Source organism: Arthrobacter ramosus, from assembly GCF_039535095.1.
In the GTDB taxonomy this organism is placed as follows: Bacteria; Actinomycetota; Actinomycetes; order Actinomycetales; family Micrococcaceae; genus Arthrobacter; species Arthrobacter ramosus.
In genome coordinates, this window is record NZ_BAAAWN010000001.1 from 970,939 (window position 1) to 993,681 (window position 22,743).

At 64.2% G+C, this 22,743-nt stretch carries 22 protein-coding genes; 15 read left to right on the forward strand and 7 right to left on the reverse strand.

The features are described 5' to 3' along the window. Nucleotides 1-22 precede the first annotated feature (22 nt). Genes ABD742_RS04630 through ABD742_RS04665 form a run of 8 tightly spaced genes read left to right on the forward strand, consistent with a single transcriptional unit; the run spans nt 23 to nt 7,588 of the window. Nucleotides 23-799: a TIM barrel protein gene (locus ABD742_RS04630; protein ID WP_234748593.1), complete on the forward strand. Its 777-nt coding sequence runs from the start codon at nt 23-25 to the stop codon at nt 797-799. Then, nucleotides 796-2,355, forward strand: coding sequence for a GMC oxidoreductase (locus ABD742_RS04635; protein ID WP_234748592.1), 1,560 nt, complete (start codon nt 796-798; stop codon nt 2,353-2,355). The genes ABD742_RS04630 and ABD742_RS04635 overlap by 4 nt, the downstream gene beginning before the upstream one ends. Before the next feature lie 55 nt (nt 2,356-2,410). Then, nucleotides 2,411-2,806 (forward strand): C-glycoside deglycosidase beta subunit domain-containing protein, encoded by a 396-nt coding sequence (locus ABD742_RS04640; protein ID WP_234748656.1) that lies wholly within the window; start codon nt 2,411-2,413, stop codon nt 2,804-2,806. Then, a complete protein-coding gene (locus ABD742_RS04645) occupies nt 2,803-3,906 on the forward strand; it encodes a sugar phosphate isomerase/epimerase family protein (protein ID WP_234748591.1) in 1,104 nt (367 codons plus the stop codon). Before ABD742_RS04640 ends, ABD742_RS04645 begins: the two co-directional genes overlap by 4 nt. A gap of 21 nt (nt 3,907-3,927) precedes the next feature. Continuing rightward, nucleotides 3,928-4,953 (forward strand): sugar phosphate isomerase/epimerase family protein, encoded by a 1,026-nt coding sequence (locus tag ABD742_RS04650; RefSeq protein ID WP_234748590.1) that lies wholly within the window; start codon nt 3,928-3,930, stop codon nt 4,951-4,953. A gap of 39 nt (nt 4,954-4,992) precedes the next feature. Next, a complete protein-coding gene (locus ABD742_RS04655) occupies nt 4,993-5,391 on the forward strand; it encodes a C-glycoside deglycosidase beta subunit domain-containing protein (protein ID WP_234748589.1) in 399 nt (132 codons plus the stop codon). Continuing rightward, nucleotides 5,388-6,575, forward strand: coding sequence for a Gfo/Idh/MocA family protein (locus ABD742_RS04660; RefSeq protein WP_234748588.1), 1,188 nt, complete (start codon nt 5,388-5,390; stop codon nt 6,573-6,575). Before ABD742_RS04655 ends, ABD742_RS04660 begins: the two co-directional genes overlap by 4 nt. Before the next feature lie 8 nt (nt 6,576-6,583). Beyond that, nucleotides 6,584-7,588, forward strand: coding sequence for a sugar phosphate isomerase/epimerase family protein (locus ABD742_RS04665; RefSeq protein WP_234748587.1), 1,005 nt, complete (start codon nt 6,584-6,586; stop codon nt 7,586-7,588). 129 nt (nt 7,589-7,717) lie between these two features. Here ABD742_RS04665 and ABD742_RS04670 read toward each other — a convergent pair whose 3' ends face one another. Next, the gene (locus ABD742_RS04670; protein WP_234748586.1) at nt 7,718-8,755 is read right to left on the reverse strand and encodes a sugar phosphate isomerase/epimerase; all 1,038 of its coding nucleotides are present in this window, start codon (nt 8,753-8,755) and stop codon (nt 7,718-7,720) included. A gap of 57 nt (nt 8,756-8,812) precedes the next feature. Here ABD742_RS04670 and ABD742_RS04675 point away from each other — a divergent pair, with 57 nt between their 5' ends. After that, the gene (locus ABD742_RS04675) at nt 8,813-9,238 is read left to right on the forward strand and encodes a C-glycoside deglycosidase beta subunit domain-containing protein (RefSeq protein ID WP_234748585.1); all 426 of its coding nucleotides are present in this window, start codon (nt 8,813-8,815) and stop codon (nt 9,236-9,238) included. Between the two features lie 24 nt (nt 9,239-9,262). Here ABD742_RS04675 and ABD742_RS04680 read toward each other — a convergent pair whose 3' ends face one another. Next, nucleotides 9,263-10,522 carry an ROK family protein gene (locus tag ABD742_RS04680; protein ID WP_234748584.1) on the reverse strand — a complete coding sequence of 420 codons (1,260 nt, stop codon included), beginning with the start codon at nt 10,520-10,522 and terminating at the stop codon, nt 9,263-9,265. Between the two features lie 106 nt (nt 10,523-10,628). On the opposite strand from ABD742_RS04680, the gene ABD742_RS04685 reads away from it, so the two are divergent. The 6 genes from ABD742_RS04685 (at nt 10,629) to ABD742_RS04710 (ending at nt 17,699) form a co-directional block, all read left to right on the forward strand. After that, entirely contained in the window at nt 10,629-11,669 is a 1,041-nt protein-coding gene (locus tag ABD742_RS04685; protein ID WP_234748583.1) for a Gfo/Idh/MocA family protein, read from the forward strand. Beyond that, nucleotides 11,666-12,484, forward strand: a complete 819-nt coding sequence (locus ABD742_RS04690; protein ID WP_234748582.1) for a hypothetical protein — start codon at nt 11,666-11,668, stop codon at nt 12,482-12,484. Before ABD742_RS04685 ends, ABD742_RS04690 begins: the two co-directional genes overlap by 4 nt. 196 nt (nt 12,485-12,680) lie before the next feature. After that, nucleotides 12,681-14,177, forward strand: a complete 1,497-nt coding sequence (locus tag ABD742_RS04695; protein WP_234748581.1) for an MFS transporter — start codon at nt 12,681-12,683, stop codon at nt 14,175-14,177. An 18-nt stretch (nt 14,178-14,195) separates the two neighbouring features. Next, nucleotides 14,196-15,812, forward strand: a complete 1,617-nt coding sequence (locus ABD742_RS04700) for a GMC oxidoreductase (RefSeq protein ID WP_234748580.1) — start codon at nt 14,196-14,198, stop codon at nt 15,810-15,812. A 70-nt stretch (nt 15,813-15,882) separates the two neighbouring features. Next, a complete protein-coding gene (locus tag ABD742_RS04705; protein ID WP_234748579.1) occupies nt 15,883-16,845 on the forward strand; it encodes a LysR family transcriptional regulator in 963 nt (320 codons plus the stop codon). Between the two features lie 71 nt (nt 16,846-16,916). Further along, nucleotides 16,917-17,699: an SDR family NAD(P)-dependent oxidoreductase gene (locus tag ABD742_RS04710; protein WP_234748578.1), complete on the forward strand. Its 783-nt coding sequence runs from the start codon at nt 16,917-16,919 to the stop codon at nt 17,697-17,699. A 30-nt stretch (nt 17,700-17,729) separates the two neighbouring features. On the opposite strand, the gene ABD742_RS04715 is transcribed toward ABD742_RS04710, so the two are convergent. The 5 genes from ABD742_RS04715 to ABD742_RS04735 all read right to left on the reverse strand — a co-directional run bounded on the left by ABD742_RS04715 (nt 17,730) and on the right by ABD742_RS04735 (nt 22,740). Next, nucleotides 17,730-18,515 carry an SDR family NAD(P)-dependent oxidoreductase gene (locus ABD742_RS04715; protein WP_234748577.1) on the reverse strand — a complete coding sequence of 262 codons (786 nt, stop codon included), beginning with the start codon at nt 18,513-18,515 and terminating at the stop codon, nt 17,730-17,732. Then, nucleotides 18,516-19,514 (reverse strand): fumarylacetoacetate hydrolase family protein, encoded by a 999-nt coding sequence (locus ABD742_RS04720; RefSeq protein WP_234748576.1) that lies wholly within the window; start codon nt 19,512-19,514, stop codon nt 18,516-18,518. An 11-nt stretch (nt 19,515-19,525) separates the two neighbouring features. Further along, entirely contained in the window at nt 19,526-20,596 is a 1,071-nt protein-coding gene (locus ABD742_RS04725; protein WP_234748575.1) for an amidohydrolase family protein, read from the reverse strand. After that, nucleotides 20,593-21,717: an FAD-dependent monooxygenase gene (locus ABD742_RS04730; RefSeq protein ID WP_234748574.1), complete on the reverse strand. Its 1,125-nt coding sequence runs from the start codon at nt 21,715-21,717 to the stop codon at nt 20,593-20,595. The genes ABD742_RS04725 and ABD742_RS04730 overlap by 4 nt, the downstream gene beginning before the upstream one ends. Before the next feature lie 63 nt (nt 21,718-21,780). Beyond that, nucleotides 21,781-22,740: a cyclase family protein gene (locus tag ABD742_RS04735; protein ID WP_234748654.1), complete on the reverse strand. Its 960-nt coding sequence runs from the start codon at nt 22,738-22,740 to the stop codon at nt 21,781-21,783. Nucleotides 22,741-22,743 lie beyond the last annotated feature (3 nt).

The following is a 22,743-nucleotide window of genomic DNA, read 5'->3' on the forward strand; positions in this document are numbered from 1 at the left end:
CTCGATCTCCCGGGAGACACGCATGTTCCAACTTGCGCCTAATATCGACCTTTTATTCACAGAAGCAGGCGAAAGTGCCGCAGAACGGGTCCGTGCCGCCGCTGCCGCAGGCTTCGACGCGGTAGAGATGTGGGGCCCCGCCGGCAAGGACATTTCGGCCCTTAAAGCCGCCTTGGAGGAAACCGGGGTCCAACTCATGGCCCAGCTGGCAGAGCCGCGCATGCAGTTCATGATCCCGCCGCGCGACCACGCACCTTTTTTCGCCGGCCTGGATGCGGGGGTTGAGGTGGCGCACAAGCTGGGCTGCCCCCGCATCGTCGTGGGAAGCGGCACGGGATTCGGCGGCCGCAAGCGGCAGGACCAGCTCGACGATCTGATTGAGATCTTTACCCGGGGTGTGGCGCACATCGAGGGCTCTGGTGTCACGCTGGTCCTTGAGCCGGTGAATGTCAGGGTGGACCACCCCGGAGCACTGCTTGACCGGACGTCCGAGGCTGCCTATATCGCCCGGGGCGTGAACTCGCCTGACTTCGGCATTCTCTACGACCTGTACCACTCGACCGTGGAGGGCGAGGATGTCGCCGCCGAGCTCGCCAACGCGGGCGAGCTGATCCGCTATGTGCAGATCGCCGACGCTCCTGGGCGGGGCGAGCCCGGTTCAGGTTCGATCGATTGGCAGGCGCGTCTGGGCGAGCTGCGCGCGAGCGGCTACGAGGGCCCGGTCGGGTTGGAGTACTACCCGACGATCGAATCCGCCAAGTCGGTAAAGCTCATTCAAGAACTGGCGGCCGGGTCGTGAGCCACAACCGGTACCCCGCCGCCGTCGACGTAGCCATTGTCGGAAGCGGCCCGACGGCGTCGGCCTATGCGCGGATCCTCAGCGAAGAAGCGCCGGGCGTCACGATCGCCATGTTCGAAGTGGGTCCGACGGTCAGCAATCCGCCCGGCGCACACGTGAAGAACATCGAGGATCCGGAGCGCCGCAGCCACGCGCAGCGCGCCTCCGAAGGGCCCGGCGCCGGCTCGCAAACGGTGAACTCGCCGGGAGCCGTCAAAAGCGGTGACCGCTTGGCCCGTCCGGGCACCTTCCTGCTGCCGGACGGCTACGCCTTCCCGGACGAGGACGGCCTTCCGGTCGGGGCTATGTCCAGCAACGTCGGCGGCATGGCAGCTCACTGGACTGCTGCCTGCCCGCGTCCTGGCGGTCGGGAGCGCATCGCGTTCCTCCCCGACCTGGAACACCTTCTGGACGAAGCGGACCGCTTGCTGGGCGTCACGTCCCACGCCTTTGACGGCGCGCCGTTCTCGAATCTGGTCCGTGAGCGACTCGCCTCCGCGGTGGATGAAGGCCGCGGCCCGGCATTCCGAGTCAAGCCGATGCCCCTCGCCGTGCACCGGCGGGAGGATGGGTGCCTTGTTTGGTCCGGTGCCGACGTCGTCCTGGGTGATGTGACCCGCGCAAACCCTCGCTTTGAACTCTTTGACGAGTCGTTGGTGACGCGCGTGGTGCTCGACGACGGCAGGGCAGTTGGCGTCGAAGTCAAGAGCCGCCGCACAGGAGAGATCCACCCAGTGGCCGCCCGCTATGTTGTGGTGGGGGCTGATGCTCTGCGCACTCCGCAGCTGTTGTGGGCCTCGGGGATCAGGCCTGACGCGCTTGGACGTTACCTCAATGACCAGGCCCAGGTGGTGTTCGCCAGCAGGCTGCGTGACGTGAAGGCCGAAGATGGACAAATGGCAGCCAACGGCGCGCTCAGCCAGCAGAGCGGCGTGGCCTGGGTCCCTTACACGGACGAGATGCCTTTCCACGGCCAGATTATGCAGCTGGACGCCTCTCCTGTTCCGCTTGCTGAGGATGATCCTGTGATCCCCGGATCCATCGTGGGACTGGGCTTGTTCTGCGCCAAGGACCTCCAGCGCGAGGACCGCGTGGCGTTCGACGACGACACGCTGGATGCGTACGGAATGCCCGCCATGCGGATCCATTACCGCTTGACGGACCGCGACCATGAGGTACTCGAGCGCGCGAAGCAGGAAATTGTCCGCCTGGGCAACGCAGTGGGTGAGCCGCTCGACGAGAGCCCGTTCATCCTGCCGCCGGGGGCATCGCTGCACTACCAGGGCACCGCCCGGATGGGCGCTACCGACGACGGCGAGAGCGTGTGCTCTCCCGACGGTCAGGTCTGGCAGGTCCCCGGCCTCTTCGTCGCCGGCAACGGCGTCATCCCCACGTCCACAGCGTGCAATCCCACGTTGACCGCGGTGGCCCTTGCCGTCCGTGGCGCCCGTAAGATCGCCGAAGAATTGAGCACTCCTTTACTTATGTCAGAATCAGACAATAGAATGAGTAAATAATGAAGAAGTGGCCATTGAGCACATTTCCGCGCAAGGCACAGACAAGGAGGTCTCGATGATTGCCGACCGCATGATCGAGCAGGGAACATTCACCACACAGGGCGGCCGTACCGCCGTCGAGGTCCGCATCCCGTGGTATCGCGCCCTGCCGGGCTCGTGCATCGCCGGAGCATCGCTGACGGTCGACGGCGTCAGCGCCCCCGAGGATTCGCTGCGCTGGACCATGAACAACCGCACCTTCAGCTTCGAGGAACTTGTTGAGGAGACCGCTGAATGGTGGTTCCCCCTGGACTCGGCTGTCCTGTCCGGTGACCTGTCCCTGGCGGATGACGGGGCCGAGCACGAGGTTCGCGTGGATCTCAAGCTCTACATCCCGTACATCATCACAGACCACGGCGTGCTTCACATCGAAGAGCACGACACCAAGACCATGAAGGTGGCACAGCGATGACCAGCCTCGGCACGCCGATTCAGGGCGTCACCCTTTACAGCTTCACCCGCGCCTTCCACGCCCGGCAGTACGACCTCGATGGACTCATCCGCAAGGTGGCGGACGAAGGCTTTGGCCCGGGCCTTGAAGTCATTGGATTCTCGAGCCTTCGCGGTTTCCCTGACCAGATCGACGACGCCTTCGTTGGCCGGTTCCGCGACCTGGTTTCCGAAGTGGACCTGGTCCCCACCTCACTGGCCGTGAATGTGGATACCGGCATCCGCCGGGACCGCCTCATGAACCATGACGAGCTCGTCGAGTACATGCGGCGCCAGATCGAAGTCGCCGCCAGGCTCGGCTTCCCGATCGCCCGCGTGCAGATCTCGCTCACCCCCGACGCCATGGAAAGCCTGCTGCCCGTGGCCGAGAAGTATGGCGTAACCCTTGCGCTCGAAGTCCACGCAGACCAGCACGGGACCCACGAACGGATCCTCGACCTTCGCGACCGATACGAGAAACTCGGTTCGCCCCTGCTCGGTTTCACCGCCGACTGGGGTGCCACCGTCAGCGGCTTTGCACCCTCGCTGCTGGAGGCCTACCGCCGTCGCGGAGCTTCCGAGGAACTGCTCCGACAGGTGGTGGAGATGTGGAACGGCTTCTATGCCGAAGGACCCCCCAACACCCAAAAGGCCCACGGTGAGCGCTTCGGTGCGTTCATTGGGCTGGCTGCGCGCAACGGCCGACCAGACCTTGGCATTGACTTCGCCATCAACGGAACAGGGCTCTTCGGTCCTGCGCCCGTCGACACCTGGCTGGAAATCATGCCGTGGGTTCGTCACGTCCATGGCAAGTTCTTCGGCATCGACGAGAACGGCGAGGAGCCCTCGGTTCCGGTGCGTGACCTCGTCCGACAACTGGTAGAGAACGGATACTCGGGTGCGATCTCCAGTGAATACGAAGGCTGGCACTGGAACAACTGGCAGGATCCGTTCGACATCATCCGCGGCGAGCAAGCCGTTCAGCGGTCAGCCGCGGCCAACGCCGGTTCGACGATGATCACCGACGCGTCAGAAGCCCGCCGCATCCTCAACAGCTACCTTGCCCAGCCCGTTCGCGGCTGAAAAAGAAGGGACAAAACCGACATGTCAGAAGGCATCGCTGGCTCGGGCATCGAGCTTGGCATCACCCTCTACTCTCTCACCTCTGAATTCGCCGCCGGACTCTACACGCCGGAGACGCTGATCAAGGCCGTCGCCGATGAGGGCCTGGGTCCCGGGGTGGAGTTCAACATCGCACAGATGCTTCGCACCTACCCCGACGTCGACGACGACTTCGTGCGCCTGTGGCGCGACAGCCTGGACCGTTACGGTTTGACGCCCAGCGCCGTGGGCACCAATCTGGACATGGGCCGCCGCAGAGACCGCGACATGACGCCCGACGAGGAGTACGAATTTTTCGCGGCGCAGTTGCGGACGGCCAACAAGCTCGGCTTTCACCGGGTGGTGATCCGCTCGGCGGGCAAGGAATTGCTCCGGAGTCTGCTTCCTCTGGCCGAACAGTACGACCAGAAGCTCGGCTACGAGATTCACGCACCCTCGGGTCCGAACGACCCGAAGATCCTGCAGATCCGGGAAATGTACGAAGAGCTCGGAAGCGACCGGCTGGGCTTCACTGCCGACTTCAGCTCCACCATGCACAGCCTTTCACCCACACTGTTCCGCACCCTGACGCAGATGGGGCTGCCCGAGGAGCACTTCGCGGTCATGCAGGAGGTCTGGCGCAAACCGCTGCCCATGCAGGAGCGGAACCAGGAGTTCGAAGACCACCTGCGCGCCAACAACTTTGATCCAGCCCGACTGGGGCCATTCACGCGTCTGGCATTCAACATGCACGGCCTGGTGCCCCCGGAGGAATGGCTGGACATCATGCCGCAGATCTTCCACGTCCACGCAAAGTTCTACGACATCGACGAGAACGGCAACGAACCTGCCATGGACATTCCCCGCATCGTGCGGCAGTTCGTCAAGGGTGGCTACAAAGGATACCTGTCCAGCGAGTGGGAAGGGCATGCGTTCGCGGACCTTGGCGAATCCGATCCCATCGACCTTGTCAAGAAGCAGCACGCGCTTATGCGCCGTGCCATCGAAGAGGCAGTGGTTCCGGCCTAGGGGTTTGGACGCCACCACTACGTTTAGCAAAGGAAAGCCATGGCAACTCATAATTCCCTCTTCCAGGACTCCGACGTCCGCAGGCATCCGGAGGGCGTTGCGGTTTCAGTGCAACTGCCCTGGTACCGCAGTCTTTGGCTGTCGGCAGTGGACGACGTCGCGGCCACGGTCAACGGCGTCGAGATTCCGAAGGACTCCCTGCGCTTCGAGCTGCAGGGAAAGTCGTATTCCATTGCGGAGCTTCCCGGGCAATGGCAAACCCTGTGGTTCGTCGCCGATCGACCGGACGTGATCATTCCCTTGGCGCGCGTCCCCGAGGCTGGCGAGGAGATCGACGTCGAAGTCATCCTGACCCTGCGACTGCTCTATATGCAGATCGCCCCAATGCGTTACGTCGGGAACCGGGTAGCGGTTGAGCGCAAGGTAGTGCTCGCATGAGCGGCCTGAGAGTGGCCATGATCGGATACGGCTTCATGGGTGCGGCGCACTCCCAGGGTTGGCGCACCGGACCGCGAGTGTTCGACCTGCCCGCCGAGCCGGAAATGGCGGTGATTGTCGGACGCAATGCCGACGCCGTGGAAGAAGCAGCCCGAAAGTGGGGTTGGGCCGAGTCAGCCACCGATTGGCGGGAAGTCATCGCCCGCGATGACATAGACATCGTCGACATCGTGACCCCGGGGGACTCACATGCCGAGATCGCGATCGCGGCGCTCGAGGCCGGGAAGCACGTGCTGTGCGAGAAGCCGCTGGCCAACACGGTGGCCGAAGCCGAAGCAATGGCCGAAGCTGCGGAACGTGCCGCTGCCCGGGGCATCCGGGCGATGGTGGGGTTCACGTACCGGCGTGTTCCGGCTGTGACCTTCCTTCGCAACCTCATCGCGGAGGGCGTAGTCGGCACCGTGCACCAGGTGCGGGCTTCGTACCGGCAGGACTGGCTCGTAGACCCCGAGATGCCGCTGGCTTGGCGACTGCAGAAGGAACACGCAGGTTCGGGGGCCCTCGGTGACATCGGAGCCCACGCGATCGACCTTGCCCAGTTCGTGACCGGCATGCACCTGGAGAAGGTCTCCGGCACCATTGACACCATCGTGAAGGAGCGGCCTCTGCCCGTCTCTGCGTCGGGCTTGTCCGGCAAAGGGGCTCCTGTGTACGGACAGGTCACCGTGGATGACATCGCCATATTCGCGGGCCGTTTTGAATCCGGGGCGCTGGCTTCATTCGAGGCGTCGCGCTTCGCGACAGGCCGGAAAAACGCGCTGGCCATTGAGGTTTCCGGAGACAAGGGAGCCCTTGCTTTCGACCTTGAGGACCTGAACAATATCCACTTTTATGATCGCACTGCACTTGCCGACCGTCAGGGCTTCCGGAAGATCCTCGTCACGGAGTCGGAGCATCCCTATGTTTCGGCGTGGTGGCCCGCCGGCCACATGCTCGGGTATGAACATGGGTTCTCCCACCAGGTCAAGGATCTAATTGAAGGCATCGCAGAGGGCACGGACCCGCACTCGACGTTCGCCGACGGCCTGAGGGTACAAAGGGTGCTCGATGCCGTTGAACGGAGTTCGGAGAACGACTCGGCATGGACCCGCGTCTCCGTAGACATTCCGGCCCACGCCGGTTAGGGGAGAACATGGCACGACCTATCACACTCTTTACCGGTCAGTGGGCTGACTTGCCGTTCGAAGAAGTTGCTCGGCTCGCCGGAGAGTGGGGCTACGACGGTCTTGAAATCGCCTGCTGGGGAGACCATCTGGATCCGTGGCGTTGGGATGACGACGCCTATGTCCAGGGCAAGTTGGACGTTCTCAAACGCCATGGCCTGAAGGTTTGGACGATCTCCAACCACCTCAAGGGCCAGGCGGTGTGTGATAATCCGATCGACCAGCGGCACCGTGAGATTTTGTCCGACATGGTGTGGGGCGACGGCGAACCGGAGGGCGTCCGCCGTCGGGCCGCCGAGGAAATGAAGCACACCGCGAGACTCGCGGCGAGACTGGGTGTGAAAACGGTGACCGGGTTCACTGGTTCATCAATCTGGAAGTACGTGGCGATGTTTCCGCCTGCGAGCGAGAAGATGATCGACGCCGGATACCAGGACTTCGCGGACCGGTGGAATCCGATCCTTGACGTCTTCGACGAGTGTGGTGTCCGCTTCGCGCACGAGGTGCACCCGTCGGAGATCGCGTACGATTACTGGACGACAGCCCGCACCTTGGAGGCGATCGGACACCGCAAGGCCTTTGGCCTCAACTGGGATCCGAGCCACATGGTCTGGCAGGACATCGACCCTGTCGGCTTCTTGTGGGACTTTCGTGACCGCATTTACCACGTGCACTGCAAGGACACGAAGAAGCGCTTGGCCAATGGCCGCAACGGCCGTCTCGCGTCCCACCTGCCCTGGGGCGACCCGCGCCGCGGCTGGGACTTCATTTCGACGGGCCACGGTGACGTGCCGTGGGAGGACGCTTTCCGGATGCTCAACGCCATCGACTACCGGGGGCCACTGTCGGTCGAGTGGGAGGACGCCGGCATGAACCGGCTTGTCGGCGCCCCCGAGGCCTTGGGGTTCGTTCGAAGGCTCTCAAGTTACGAGCCCTCGGCGGCCGCTTTCGATGCGGCCTTCAGCACTAAATAGCACCAAGGAAGAGCGGCGGCCGGCTGCAGTATCTGCTGCGGCCGGCCGCTTTTGTGCGTTCAGCGGCTAACGCTCGACGGCGGTCGCCACCTGAGGCGGGTCACGCCGCCGTCGCTGGCCCCGGCAGCTTTACGTTCGAGGGCGGTCGTCACCCTGGAGGGTGGCGCCCCCCAGTGCACCCTCGGCAAGTGCCGAAGCTGCAAGCGCTAAGTGGCGTCGCGTCATGTCGGTGGGATCATCCTGGAGCCATTCGTGGCCGCCCCATTCGCTGGTGAGCGTGCCCGCAAATCCGTTGCGACCCAGGAGGCTGCCAAGATCGTGAAGAGGCTGCGAAACGCGCCCATCGGCGTCGTCCAGATCCCAGAACTTCAGGTGGAAGGCGCCAATCAGGGGAAAGATGTTTTCCAAATCCGAGGCGTCGCTGCGGCCGAAGCGGATCAACAGATTCATGAAGAGCGTGTGGATTTGCTGAGGAACCTTTCCGGAGCGCAGCAGGACCGTCACGGCGTCGAGTGTGGCAGGGTCCTGCCACTCCTCGGCCAGGCGCTTGAGCAGTTCGGTGGGCACGTCCGCGCGACTAAGTTCCTCCAGATAGCTCATAGGAAGGGCAGGCATCAACATGCTGATGTCCACCAGCACGCGAACGTGGTCGTCTGCGAGCCCGGCTATACAATCCAGGGCCGGCGCTATCGCGGGGTTATGCGGATTCTGCTGCCCTTGGATTTCCTCATAGAGCACGAGGTCGAGGTCATGCAGTACGGGCTGCACCAGTCCGAGCAGTTCGGCGCCCGCCTGGCCGATCGGCAGCCGGATTCCGGTAGCGCCGACCCGGTGGGCGGCTCGTATTTGGGGGACGAGGAAATCCAGGCGTTCCTGCGTGGTTCGGCGGTTCGTGGGGGAGGTGAAGTCGTCAAGGCTGCCGCCCATAATACTGATGCGTCCTCCGTTTGCGGCCACGGATTCGCGCAACTCGTCCACCTCGGCGTCCTTCGGATCCGGAAAGGACCGCCAGAGCAGTCCGGGCTCCAGTTCGATTGTGTCCACCACGCGCTCCGCCACGATGCCGGTGACGATGTCCAGGGCCGAGCGGCGTGCGGCTGTGACCTCCGGCGTCCAGTTGAAGGAGCTCGCGCAGAGGGTCCAATTGTCGGGAATTCCGGGAGTCATGGCACCTTCCCAAATAGGCATGTTAATGACAAACTTATGTCACTTTTAGGATAAAGGATGGAAAGCATGCTGCAAACCGCTTTGCGGGACGACGCGCTCGCGTCCACTTCTGAGGGTTTTGAACTGAGGATCGGCCTTCCGTGGATTCGCTCGATGCCTTTGTCCAGCGTGTCGTCGCTCGAGTTAGTGATAGACGATGAGCCGATGCCTCCGACCGCGCTCAGCGCCCTGCTTGGTGAACGGCGGGTGCCGGCATCATCGTTGCAAGCGGAATCGGGCTGGTGGTTCGTGCAGGATCGCCTTGTCATCGCTGGTCAGCGCAGACTGGGCCCAGGTGAGCACACGGTATCCGCTGGCTTTTGGCTGCTTGTCCCCTACCTGCAGGCCGGGCCGGGATCGCCCCTCATCCTGCCATTCCACCTCGAGTCCCGGCTGCAGCTCGACCATGCCCACGTTCCCAGCGTCTCTTGCGACGTCGCCTGAGTCGAGCCGAGGCCTTAACGCTTACTAGTTCACCGTTACGCTTCTTGGGGAAGGCAGGCCCTCGGCAAACCAGCGCGGGAAAGTCACTTCGAAGAGCTGCGCAAGGGCCAATTCGGCGCCACCCCGTAGCGGTTCCCGCGCGTCATTGACCGAGAGGACAATGCTGAGGTCACGGGTGGCCAGCGGGAGTGACAACTCGTAAACGCGCTGGCGAACCTCTGCCAGGAATACTTCGCCGGCGGCGGCCATTGCGCCGCCTATGACGATCACCCCTGGATTGAACAGATTGACCAGTGCAGCGATGGATTCGCCAATCACTCGCGCCGATTTTTGAATGAGCGTGATGGCGAGCGGATCTCCATCCTCCGCGGCGCGGGCAATTCCCTCGGGGGTGATTGCCTTCCCATTGCTGCCAAGGGCCGATGCGCCGGCCGTTCCTTCGTGGATTGCCGTCTCAGCGTCGCGGACGAGGGCCCAGCCGCCGGCCACGGCTTCCAGGCAACCGATCTTGCCGCAGCGGCAGGCGGCGTTTGAGCCGGCCACCTTTACGTGGCCGATGTCACCCGCAGCCCCGTTGGCGCCGCGATGTATGCGGCCTTGGGAGAGTAGCCCTGCCCCGATTCCCGAGCCGACTTTGCAGTAGATCAGGTCGGCGTTGACGTCGCGTCGGCGCGCGCGTTCCCCAAGTGCCAGAAGGTTGACGTCATTGTCCACCCAGACGGGCGCACTGTAACGTCGCTCGAATGGTCCGCGCACATCAAAACCGTTCCAGCCGGGCATGATCGGAGGTGCTACCGGGCTTCCGCTTTCAAAATCCACCGGACCCGGAACCCCCACCACGACCCCCCAAGTCGGCACCTTGGCGACTCGATCGAGCAGTTCGTCGATGCGGGTCATGACGACCTCGAGAGTCTCCTGGGGGCCGCGGGCAATCTCCCAGTATTGGTGGGTTTCGTCGAGTATCTCGCCGTCCAGATTGGCGATCCCCACGCGGATGTGCAGGGCGCCAAGTGCGCAGATAATGATTCGGCCCTGCTCGGCGCGAAACCGCAATGTTCGAGGTGCCCGGCCGCCCGAAGAGGCTCCGAATACGCCATCGCCCAAATAGCCCATTTGGATCGCCTGGTCTACCCTCTGCGTGACCACCCCGCGCCCCAAGCCGGTTACTCGGCCGATCTCGGGCCTTGTCGTGACTTCCCCCGTGCGCACAAGGTTGACGATGCGCAGCAGGCTCGTCACTTCATCCGTTTGTGCTCCGAACCGAAGTGTGGACTCTGATGTCATGATTACGATTCTCCCATATTCCTGCCCACTAAGGTGCAAGCGGCGGCTACTATAGCCAAAACTATGTCTACTTTGGAGCGAACATGACAAAAGTGGAGAGATTGCTATGCCTTGGAACGTAGGCCTTATTGGCGCCGGTCCCGGGGTTGCGGCGCTGCACCTGGCGACTCTGGGGCGAGTTGACCAGATTTTTCGGATCGTACACATCTCAGATGCGGGGAGTGGCCGTGCCCAATCGCTGGCAGAGAGATACGGTGCACGCTGGTCCCAGGGGGACGAGGCCTTGCTCGCTGACCCGGAAGTGGAAGTCGTGGCCGTCTGCAGCCCGCCCTCTGAGCATGCCCGGCAGATCCTCGCGGCCGTCGCGGCGGGTAAGCGGGCAGTCATGTGCGAGAAGCCGCTCGCAACCAGCCGGCTCGAAGCCAGCGCGGTGATTGCGGCGTGCAGGGCTGCCGGTACGGCACTCCTGGTGGGGACAAACCACTTGTTCGACACGGCTTGGGGGCGTGCAAAGCACCATCTGGTTGCCTTTGAAGGCCGCGCGCAGACCGTCTCCGTGACGCTCGCCCTCCCGCCGAACGACCGGTATCATCGCCTGGTCGCGGAGGTCGGGCCATATCTTCCCTCGCACCGGGGTCGGCCGGATCTCAGTGACCCCGTGATTGCAGCGGACGTCCTTCGGCAACTGGTGACCGGACTTGCCGTACACGACCTTCCGGCTTTGCGGGATATTGCGCCGGTCCTGGAAAAAGTCGAGTACGCCCGGCTGGTTCCACCCGTGGGGTATGTTGTCGGGTACCGCGCCAGTGGTGTACTAGTGCAATTGGTGGCGACGATGATTCCGCATGGACCCGACGCCCTATGGCGCATGAGTATCGCAACCACGGAGGATCGAATAGAGGTTGATTTCCCTCCGGCCTTCGTCCATGCTGGCAGCGCCGTGATTCGCGTCCGAACCGCCGACGGGCGTTGGACGACGTACCGGAGGGATCTCGAGGACGGGTATATTTCCGAATGGCGCGCTTTCGCCGCACTCATAGAAGGCGTTGCGCCCACGGAGTACGACGATTTGCTCGCAGACGCCTACTACGCGATTGACATAGCGGATGCGGCCGTGTCGAGGCTGCGTGCTGAGGCGCCGCGATGATCGGGGAGGGCGCTGCCGTGCCTGTGTTCACCTCGCTTCCGGCGTATCGGGCCGCCGCGGCCGAACTGCCGCTGAGTACGCGCCTCACGACGACTGTGGGGGGATCGGTCGCCGTCGTGCCCGGAGCAGGGGAATGGTGGAAGGAGGCGGCGGAGGCGCGGCGGCAGTCCGCCGCCGCGATCGTGGTTGTGGATCCGGTCGAAGCGCCCGCGAGTGCCGTGGAGATGCTTCACCAGCGGTGCAAAGGAATTCCTGTAATCGTCGAGCGTCCCCGTTTGCGTTCCGATGTCGTCGCTGATGCGCGCGCGGGGAGGGCAGGGATTCCGGCTCGCGTGGTGATGGTGGAATGTGCGTCGCTTGACTCGGAGTTCGAAGCGGTTGTTCGTGATGCGATCGGATGGGCCAGGGTGTTCGATGGGGGATCCCTGAGGGTCCGTTCCGTCAGTGCAACGCCTCGCAGCCGCATGGGCCTGCTTGAGTCGGCTAGTGCAGCCGGGGCACTTCCGATAGCCCTGAGCGCGACAACCCTGGCAGGACGCGAGGAGGGGGGCCTCGTCCGGGTGCTGGTTCTCGCTGAGGTACTTTCTTCGGTCACCGTGGACGTCCCTGCCGGGTTGATGTGCGTTGAGAATTCCACTTCCGAGGGCACATTGAGGATGTCGACGCGATTTGAGGCCTCGGCTCGCCTTTCGCTCCGGCGGGCCCTCGAAGCACTGGCGAGTGGCGAAGCTTTGGCCGATCTGGAGGAGCTTCTTCACGATAGCCGACTGGCGGCCGCCTTCTCGCGGCCAATCCAGGGCGATGGTCTTGAATAGCTGGCCGCTACAAGGGAGAGGCGGTGGTGCGGTCAACTTCAATGTCGCTTTCAGTCATTCTTTAGTTGATTATCTACTAAAGCCGCCTCTATGATGGTAAAGACGCCGGGGTTCCTCCGAACCCGTTCTCCGCCGTGCTGATGCGGCTGAGGCACAAAACGTCGCGTCGACGGCCCGATCGTTCGGGTAGATCACAATGTCACTTTCGCCTTTCAGGCTCCGCCTCCTCGTCGTCTCACTACTGACTGTGTCCTTCATCGGGGCGCTCGATCACACCGTGGTCTCCACCTCGCTCGCAACAATTGCGGGCGAGCTGGGGGGCCTCAGGCTCATGAGTTGGGTGGTGGTCGGCTACACCCTCGCAAGCACTGTGCTGTTGCCCGTCCTTGGCAAACTTGGCGACGTGCTCGGTCCTCGGCGGGTGTTCCTGTCCTCCCTCGTTGTCTTCATCCTCTCGTCGCTTGCCTGCGGATTCGCCCCGACAATAGAGTGGCTCATCCTTGCGCGCGTCGTGCAAGGAATGAGTTCCGCAGGCCTGCAGCTGATGTCGCAGACGATCATCGCCCGCGTCACCACGCCACGCGAACGCCCCCGCTACATGGCCATCATCGGGGCAGCGTTCCCTTTTGCTATCCTGATCGGCCCAGTGCTCGGCGGTGCCATAACCGACTATTGGGGCTGGTCGTGGGTGTTCTGGATTAACATCCCGGTCGGCGCAGCGGCCCTCGTGCTCGCATTCATTGGAGTGCCTTATCTCGAGTGCAGCCCGGGGCGTCGTAGCTTTGACGTCGCCGGGGCGACCACTTTCACCATCGGGCTGGTGTCTCTCGTACTGGCGGCTACCTGGGTAGCGGAACGCAGCGCCGGGACCGAGACCGTCGTCGCACTCGCGGTCGCCATTCTGGGGTTTGTACTTTTTTTCTACATTGAACGGCAGTCGCCCGAGCCGATCGTCCCTCTACGGCTATTTGCGAACCGGATGATTACAGCCAGTACCGCGCTGTCGGCGATCATCGGCGTCGGGCTGTTTTCCATCACGGCCTATCTGCCCACATATTTCCAAATGTCATACCGGACCAACGCAACGGTGTCGGGGCTCGTTCCCATGGCGACAGTGTTCGGGATGCTGATAAGCAATCTCTTCACGGGCTGGCTAGCCAGCCGAACAGGGCGCTATCGGGTTTTCCCGATTTTGGGTACATCGCTTGGGGCAGCGGGACTTCTTGGCATGGCACTGCTGCCCGTGGGACTGCCTATCTGGGTGCCGATGCTCGTCATGGGGATCGTCGGAATCGGTACAGGTTCCTTCATGAGCCTGATCGTCGCCGTCGTCCAGAGTGCGGCACCGCAGAGTCAGATAGGCACGGTCACCGCCACGATCAACCTGGTACGCCAGGTTGGGTCCACCCTCGCCACGGCGATCATTGGTGGCGTGATCGGCTTCGGTGTGGCGGTTCTTCTGCCTGCGGAAGTGGACGCTGCCAGCCTGACTCCCCATTTTGTCCAGGGAGCAGCGCCGAGTCTTCAAACGAACATTGCGCAGATATACAGCGACGTTTTTCGACCGATCTTCATTGCCCTCGGGATCACCTATGCTCTCGGCATCATTGCCGCGGTCCTGCTCCCGCCCGGACGTCTGTCCGACGAGCCCGAATCCTCACGTCAAACGACACCTGAAACCCTTTCCGCCTGAGCTCCCGAAGGAGACGATATGTCCCAGAACCCCACCATCGCCATTGTCGGCAGCGGCCCGATCGGCTCGGCGTACGCACGGGTCCTCCTCGAAAGACTCCCCTCAGCCCGCGTCGTGATGTTCGAAGCCGGCCCGCAGCTCACGGAACGTCCGGGAGAAAGCGTGAGAAACATCGCCGATCCGGAAGAAAAAGCGCGGGCGCGGGAGATCTCCCAGGGTCCACAATCCGGATCCCACCGTGAATCCCTAGGTCTCCCCGCAGGCACCGTAGCGGAGGGCATGTTCACTGCCCGCCAAGGCACTCACCTGCTCGATTTCGGCGGCGAGGGCTCCGCGCACGCGCCAACTTTTCCGGCGGCCGCGGCAGCCACCAATGTCGGAGGCCAGGGTGCGCACTGGACCTGCGCGACCCCATCGCCTGCCTTCAGCGAGAGGATCCCGTTCATCGCGAACAGGGAGTGGGATGAGCTCATCCGCACCGCAGGAGAGCTCCTGCACGTGCAAAGCGCCGCGTTTGCCGATTCCGCAGTGGGAGGCGCCATTCGGTCCCTCCTCGAGGAGGAGTTTGGCGACGAGTTGCCGGAAGGTTATGGGGTGGGCACGCTTCCTGTCGCTGGTGACCCGCAACCCGACGGATCCATGCGCTGGGCCGGTGCCGATGCTGTCCTCGGACCGCTCATTGACAAGGATTCCCCTCTTTCTGCGCAATTCGAGCTCCATGACCTCACCCTGGTTCGACGCATCGACCTTGAGGCTACTCGTGTCACGGGGGTGACGGTCGAGGACCTCCGTACCGGCGAGACATCACTTGTTGCCGCTGATGTTGTGGTTGTCGCGGCGGACGCATTCCGCTCTCCCCAGCTCCTCTGGGCCTCTGGCATCCGCCCGTCCGCACTTGGCCACTACCTCACCGAGCATCCGGTGGTTATCTCGACAGTGGCTCTGGACGCCGAGAAGATGATGCGGTTCGCCACTGAGGAGGATCTTGCCGCCGAGCTTGCCCGTCGCGCTATGAATCCTGCTGATCCTGTCGCGGCCGTTAACCGCATCCCATTTTCAGAACCGGACCATCCCTTCTCCGTGCAGGTGATGTATGCGGAGACAACGCCTTTCCCGATGGAACCGCGGACCCCGTACGCGAACAACCGGTGGGGATACGTCAATATGGGATACGGCATGCGAAAGCAACCTCGTTATGAGGACGGTGTAACTTTCGATGACAAGGAGCCCGACTACCGAGGCCTTCCGAATATGACCATCACGTATTCACTGACCGAACGGGAACACGCCGAGATTAAGGAAGCGACCCTGCGCCTGCGTCGCGCCGGGGGAGCGCTTGGTGTGTTCGTTGCGGAACCTCGTCTCATGCCCAATGGATCAAGCCTCCACTACCAGGGGACGATGCGCATGGGTGAGAAAGACGATGGCACTTCGGTGGCCGATCCATGGTCGAGAGTGTGGGGATACGACAACCTCCTTGTCGGCGGTAACGCCCTGATTCCGACGGCAACCGCGATGAATCCGACCCTCATGAGCGTCGCCATTGCCGTGCGCGGCGCGCGCAAGTTGGCGGACGAGCTCAGCTTCACGACTGCGGTGGCATCCAAGGGCCCAGATGTGACGGAACGCCGCTGAGCGAAGAGTCCCCAGCGGACCGTTAGCCTGTATGGGTGGCCTGGAGGGGACAGGTGGATAACCTATGGGTATGAAGAACCTTGACCTGAACTTGCTGCCCCAACTTCAGGTCCTGCTGGAACTGCGCAACGTCTCCCGGGCGGCTGAGCGCCTCCAGCTCAGCCAGCCGGCCACGAGCGCCGCAATGGCCAGGCTCAGGCGGCATTTCGACGACGAACTCCTCGTGCGCACCGGCCGCAGCTACGCACTCACCCCGTTCGCGCAGGCGCTGGTCCCGCTGGTGGATGAAGCCATGCTTCATATCCAACGGGCCACGCGCGTGCGTTCCGGCTTCGATGCCGCTACGAGCGAAAGGGAGTTCGTCATCGCGGCCTCGGACTACGCGGCGGCACTGATTGTGGGGCCGCTGAGGGGAATTCTGCAGGAGGGGGCCCCTAAGGTTTCGGTGGATTTCGTCCCGACCGCGGCCACCGGCATCCAGGGCCGGATGGCTGACTACTCCAAGATCGACCTGCTGGTGGGGCCCACGGGCTACCACATGCAGGGCGCCACGAAGCAGCTGTTCCGGGACAGTTTTGTAGCCGTTGTGGATGCCGGGAACCCGCTGCTCCACCAGCCCCGCCTGACGCTGGAGGACCTCACCACGGTCCCTCACGCCGTCGGCTACTTTGGCGAGGGCATCAGCACCCCGGCGGACAAGCTGTTTGAAGCACGTGCCCTTAAGCGCCGCGTGGCAGCCGCGGTTGCGGGGTTCCTGTCGCTGCCGCTCCTGGTCGAAGGCACGGACCTGGTCGCGTTGGTTCCGCGAATGCTGGCGTCACGGGCCCAACGCGGCGCAGACATTGCGGTGCTGGAGTTCTCCCAAGAGATCGAGGCCTCCCTGGTTGAGGCCATGTACTGGCATCCATCGCAAACAGAGGATCCTGCGAGCGTCTGGCTGCGCTCGGTGGTGCAGCGGGCGTGTTCGCGGCTCCACGAGTTGTTTCCGGTCGCGGCCCATCCAATAACTATCCACGACGCGGATACCACGTAGAGCCAACGAGCCATTCCCCTTCCGCGCAGTCCCTGCGAAAGTCGGAGAAACGTACTTCGGAAGGAACTCCCATGCCTGTTTTCAACCAACGCCTGGCCGGCAAGACGGCCGTCATCACAGGAACTGCCAGCGGCCAGGGGAGGGCAGCCGCGCTCGCCTTCGCTGAAGCAGGCGCCTTGGTGATCGGTTGCGATATGGACGACGACGGCGCCGCGGCCACGGTGGCGGAGGTCACCAAGGCAGGTGGCCGGATGAGCAGCAGCCGGGTGGATCTCACGGACGAGGCTGCGGTGGCGTCGTGGGCCCGGGACGTTGCCGCCACCCACGGCCAGGTCCACATCCTGTACGCCAACGCGGCCGTGACCCGGTTCGCCGCGGTGGACCAGCTCACATTCGCGGACTGGAAGTGGAACGTGGCGCATGAAATGGATGTGGTCTTCCTGCCTGTGCGGTATTTTTGGCCGCAGCTGGTCCTGGCGCAGAACGCGGCCATCATCCTGGTGGGCTCCACGGCAGGGGTCACCGGGTCCATGACCAACGGTCGCCTGGCCCACACTGCCACCAAAGGGGCCGTGGTGGCCATGACCAAGCAGCTCGCCGCGGAAGGCGCTCCTCATGGTGTGCGCGTGAATGCCGTCAGTCCGGGGATGATCCGCACCGCAGCAACTGAGGGCAACCTGCTTGCTCCGGATCACCCGATGCGGACCATCGCGGGCAGTATCCCGTTGGGCCGGATAGGCACTCCGGACGAGGTCGCCCAGTGTGCCTTGTTTCTGGCTTCGGACGAAGCCTCATACGTGACTGGGGTCAATCTGATGGTCGACGGCGGCTGGTCGGCCGTTTTGCCAGGCTAACTGGATCGGCGGGGCGTGCGTGAAGCCGCGTTAGCGCATGGAGTCAGAGACCGACTTGGCCCCGCCGTGGCCAGTCTGGCCGCCGTCCACGGGGATCTCGGCGCCCGTGACGAATGAGGACAGGGGGCTGAGCAGGAACAGCACGACGCCAGCCACTTCATCAACGCTTCCGGTGCGGCCCAGCGGGGTCTCGGCCAGCGTGGCCTGCCTGAACTCTGGCTTGGCGCCGGCCGTCATGGGCGTTTCAATGAAGCCGGGATGGACGGTGTTCACGCGGATCCCGCGAGGACCCAGCTCCATGGCCGCCACCTGCGAGAGGCCACGCAGGGCCCATTTGCTCGCGGTGTAGGCCACAGGATAGTGCGCGCTAAGGCCCGCCACGGATCCTACATTCACGATCGACGCGCCGGCGCGCATGTACGGGGCGAGGGCCTGGATGCCCAGCAGCGATCCGGCGACGTTTACGTCGTACACCTGGTGAAGGTCTGCCACCGAGGCATCCATGAGCCGGCTGCGCTGAGTGATGCCCGCGTTGTTGACGAGGCCATCCAGGCGCCAGCCCTGAGACCCAACCCAGTTCCCCAAGGCTGCCCAGGCTGAAGGGTCGGTGACGTCAAGCTGCCGGTAGAGCAGGCCTGCGCCGTCCGAAGAGCAGGGAGCTGCCACCGAGGCCAGCCCGGCAGGCATTTCTGCTGCCAGATCAGTAGCGATGACGCGTGCCCCGGCGTCGACAAGGAGCCGCGCTTCGGCGGCTCCCTGGCCTTGGCCGGCCCCGGTGACCACCACGGTGCTGCCTTGGAGCCGGAGGGATACCATCTAGAGTCCCCTGGAGGCTGGCTGGGCGGTCCTGGCACGTGCCCGTGGTTTGGCGGGGACCCGGGTCATGGCGTCCCGCCGTTCGCCTACGGTATTTTCGATGGTCCCGATTCCTTCCACCGACATCCGGACCGCGTCGCCGGTCCTCAGCGGCGGTGGTGTCTTTGAGCCGGTCCGTCCCCACAGCTCGGCGAGGCAGCCACTCCCGCAGGTTCCGGAGCCAAGCACGTCGCCCGGACGGACCACTGAGTCCTGCGAGGCGTACGCGACGAGTTCAGCGAAAGGCCAGGCCATGTTAGAGAGCAGGTCCTGCCCGATGATGACCCCGTTCACTTCCACGGTCATGGACAGCGGCAGGAACCCCTCGTCGTCGTGCTGGTGCCCAAACTCGTCTGCCGTCACAATCCACGGGCCCAGCGTGCTGGCGAAATCCTTGCCCTTGCACGGCCCTAAACCCACCTTCATCTCGCGCCGCTGCACGTCCCGGGCCGACCAGTCATTGAGCACGGTGTATCCGAAGATGTGCCGGTGTGCCTGGGCGGCGGAGAGGTTGCTCCCGTTGCTTCCGGGAACATGACCGACGACGGCGGCGACTTCTGTTTCGAAGTCCAGTTCGTTGCAGCCGGCCGGAACCCCGATGACCTCGCCGGTTGCCCGCGCTGTGTGCGGGTTGGTGAAGTAGAACGTGGGTGCCTCGTACCATTCCGGAACCACCCCGGCCGCGCCGTCGATGCTTTTGCGGACACCTTCGACGTGCTCTTCGAACGCCACAAAGTCCCGTATGGTGGCCGGGACCAGTGGGGCCAGCAGTTCGACGTCGGCAAGCGGCGTCGGCGTGGACTGCCGGAGGGTCTGTTCGGCCAGCCGGAGGGTGGCCTCGAGGCCGGATTCAAGCAGGCCGTTCACTGTCTGTCCTTGAGGCAGGGCATGGCAGGAATCGCCGGAAACGAACCCTGAATAGGTTCGGCCGTCGTGGTTCCAGCGTGCGATCTTGACCATGGAGGTGTTCCTTAGGCGATGGGGCGGGCGGTCAGGGCGGCAGCGGCGATGCCAAGTCTTGCGGCGTTGCCGGCCCGTATTTTCGCCGCAGCATCCGCGGGGAGGGCCGCGGCGGCAAGGGCCGCGACGGGATCATTCACGCCCATGTCGAAGGGGTAGTCCGAGCCCAGCAGGACCCGGTCCGCTCCGGCGGCGGCCACCAGCGCCCGGAGCTCGTCGGGGCTGTGCACAAGGGAATCAAAATGCAGCCTCTTCAGGTACGACGACGGCGGTTCGGCGCAGGTGCGTGCTTCCGGCCGGACCTTCCAGGCGTGGTCGGACCTGCCGAGTTTGGTGGGCAGGTATCCGCCGCCGTGCGCTGCGATGACCGTCAGGTCCGGGTGCCGGTCGAGGACACCGCTGAAGATCAGGTGGGACAACGCCACCGCGTTTTCGGCCGGTTGGGAGACGGTGTTGGCGAGGTAGAACCGGTCCAGGCGCTCGTCCAGCGAGCAGCCAAAGGGGTGGAGGAACACGATCGCCTTCAGTTCTTCCGCCCTGGTCCAGAAGGCTTCGAGTCGCGGGTCGGAGAGTTCCACTGTGGGTCGTTCGGCGTCGCCGGGAGTGGCGGCGAAGGATCCGATCTCCACGCCCGCGAGCCCGCACCCCAGCACGGCATCCTCCATGGCTTCCACCATGAGCTTCGGGTGCTGGAGCGGGACAAGGCCCAGTCCGTTGAGTCGGTCCGGTGCCTGGTCCACGAGGGCACGGATGGACCTGTTTGCCCGGCGTGCCAGTTTGAGGGAGAGCTGTTCGCCGGCGAAGTAGTAAAAATGCGAGGGCGAGGGCGAAACGAGCTGGACGTCGACTCCGGCGGCGTCCATGTCGGCAAGGCGGCGGTCGAGGTCCGTCAGCTGCGGCCAGCGTTCCTTGATCATCTTCCCGGAAGCAGCCATGGAGGGGCCCCCGTTGCGGCGCACCTCAAGCTCCTGCTGTGCCGCGAACCCGGCCGGGTCGTCGTCGGCCACGAGCTGCTGCAGTCCAGGCAGCAAGGCGTGGGCGTGGACGTCCACCACCGCTGTGGCTGAAGATTGTGCGCTCATGCTTTTTCCTTCAACATCATGGACAGGGAGTGCATCAAACCGGGCACATCGGCGTCCCGGACGCCGTCGAGCATCCACTGCCCCAGCTGGACAGAGGCCTGGACCACGGCCCGGGCGCGGTCCAAGCGGCGGTCGGAGAACTCTTTCCAAAGCGTCTCGGTCAGTTCGTCCCGGGTGGTCAGCAGCTCGGCGAGGACGGCCGCGTCCTCCACTGCCATCGCTGCCCCTTGCGCCACGGTGGGCGGGCAGCTATGCGCGGCATCGCCGATGATTACCGTGCGGCCGCGGTTCCAGGGGCCATCCACCAGGTGGGTGGTGAACTTGGTGTAGTTGACGCGGGCGCTGTGGTCCAGGTTGGCCCGGATCTCGTTCCAGGGCCCGCCGTAGGCTGCGGCGAGCCGGGACATGATCTTGGGACCGTCCTCCTGGTTGCGTTCCTGCGCTTTCTCCACGAGGTAGGCGTAGATAGTGTCCGGGCCGGTGGGGCAATAGCCGGCGATGTAGCACGGGCCGCCGTAGGTGAGGTCGGTGCGGACCACGTCCTCGGGCCGTTCCACGAAGGCACGCCAGATCCCCATGCCGGTGGCAACAGGCTCGACGTTGATGCCGATCCCGCGGCGGACCGCCGAGTGCAGTCCGTCCGCACCGATGAGGAGGTCGTAGCCGTGGCTGGCGCCGTCGGCCGTGTGGACGGTGACGGAACCGCCGACGTCCGTCACACCCGAGACGGTCTTGCCGTAGCTGATGGCCGCCCCCGCCTGCAAGGCGCGTTCCCGGAGGATGGCGGTGAGCTCGGGGCGGTACATCCCGAGAGTGGCCGGCAGGTCGTCGCCGCCGGTCCGGATGTCCTCGAGCACGGCAAGGACGGTTCCCTCCGGGTCGGGGGCGCGCAGGCCCAGCGTGCTGAAAGCGAAACCTTTTTCCTCGATCCGGTCCCAGACACCGAGCTGCCGGAAGATCCGCAGGGCGTTCCCCTGCAGGGTGATCCCCGAACCAAGGGTCTGCGGTTCGTCGGCCCTTTCCAGGATCTCTACCTCGACGCCGGCATCTGCCAGCAGGATGGCTGCGGTCAGTCCCGCGGCTCCCGCTCCGACGATTCCGACTTTCTGTACTGCTGCCATCTGGAACTCCTTTGTAGTGACGGCGGAATGTGTTGATGATGCGACGATGCCGCCGCGGGCCTGCTACCTCAATGCGATCGGGTTCACCGGGGAGCCTACCGCTCCGGTGATGGGAAGCGGTGCCGCGGTCAGCAGGAAGTCATACCTGCCGTCCTCTGCGCAGGCTACGGCGAGGCCGTCCGGGTCCCACATCTCGCCCAGGAACAGTCCAAGGTTCGGGATGGCGATCTGGTGCAGCGGTTGGAAAGCGGCGTCGAATTCGTTGGGCCGTACTTCGAAGCCCCACGTGTCGGTGGCGATGCCGGCGATTTCGCTGCGGTGCAGCCACGGAGCAGTGCCGAACGACAGGCCCGGAGCGGACCCTCCGGCATAGTCGCCCCAGCCGTCGCGCCGTACACGGGTGTACTGGCCGGTGCGTACCACCACGATGTCCCCGTGTCCCACACGGGAACTGGGCCCTTGCAGTTCAATGGTGCGTTCGAGGTGCTCCACGGTGATGGCGAATCCGTCCGGCAGTTCGCCGTCGGCCAGCCCGAGTTCCGGGCCGAGTGCCCTTCCCACGTCCAGCAGCACTCCGCGGCTGATGATCTTCGCCGACGCAGTTTCGATACCTGTGACCAAATCCCCTTCGGAGGTGACGACGTCCCCGGCGGCCCGGCCGTTCCACGCCTTGGCACGGTCGAAGATATGGCCCAGGCCATCCCATTGTGTGGAGCATTGCAGCGGCATGGCTATTACGTCGTCGGCACCGCCGAAGCCATGCGGGAAACCCTGGTTGCCGCGTTCGGCATCGACTCCCGTGTCCGTCATGGTGTGCACGGGGTTGGTACGGCGGCGCCAGCCCTTCTGCGGGCCGTTGGTGTCGAACGGCTGGGAGAGGGAGAACGCTTCCCCGGTGCGCACCAGGGAGGCGGCCTCCACACGCTTGGCGGCGTCGATGAAATTGAGCGTGCCCAGAACGTCGTCGTCGCCCCAGCGTCCCCAGTTGTTGTGCGCCTCGGCCATGGCAGCGATGCTGCCCATGGC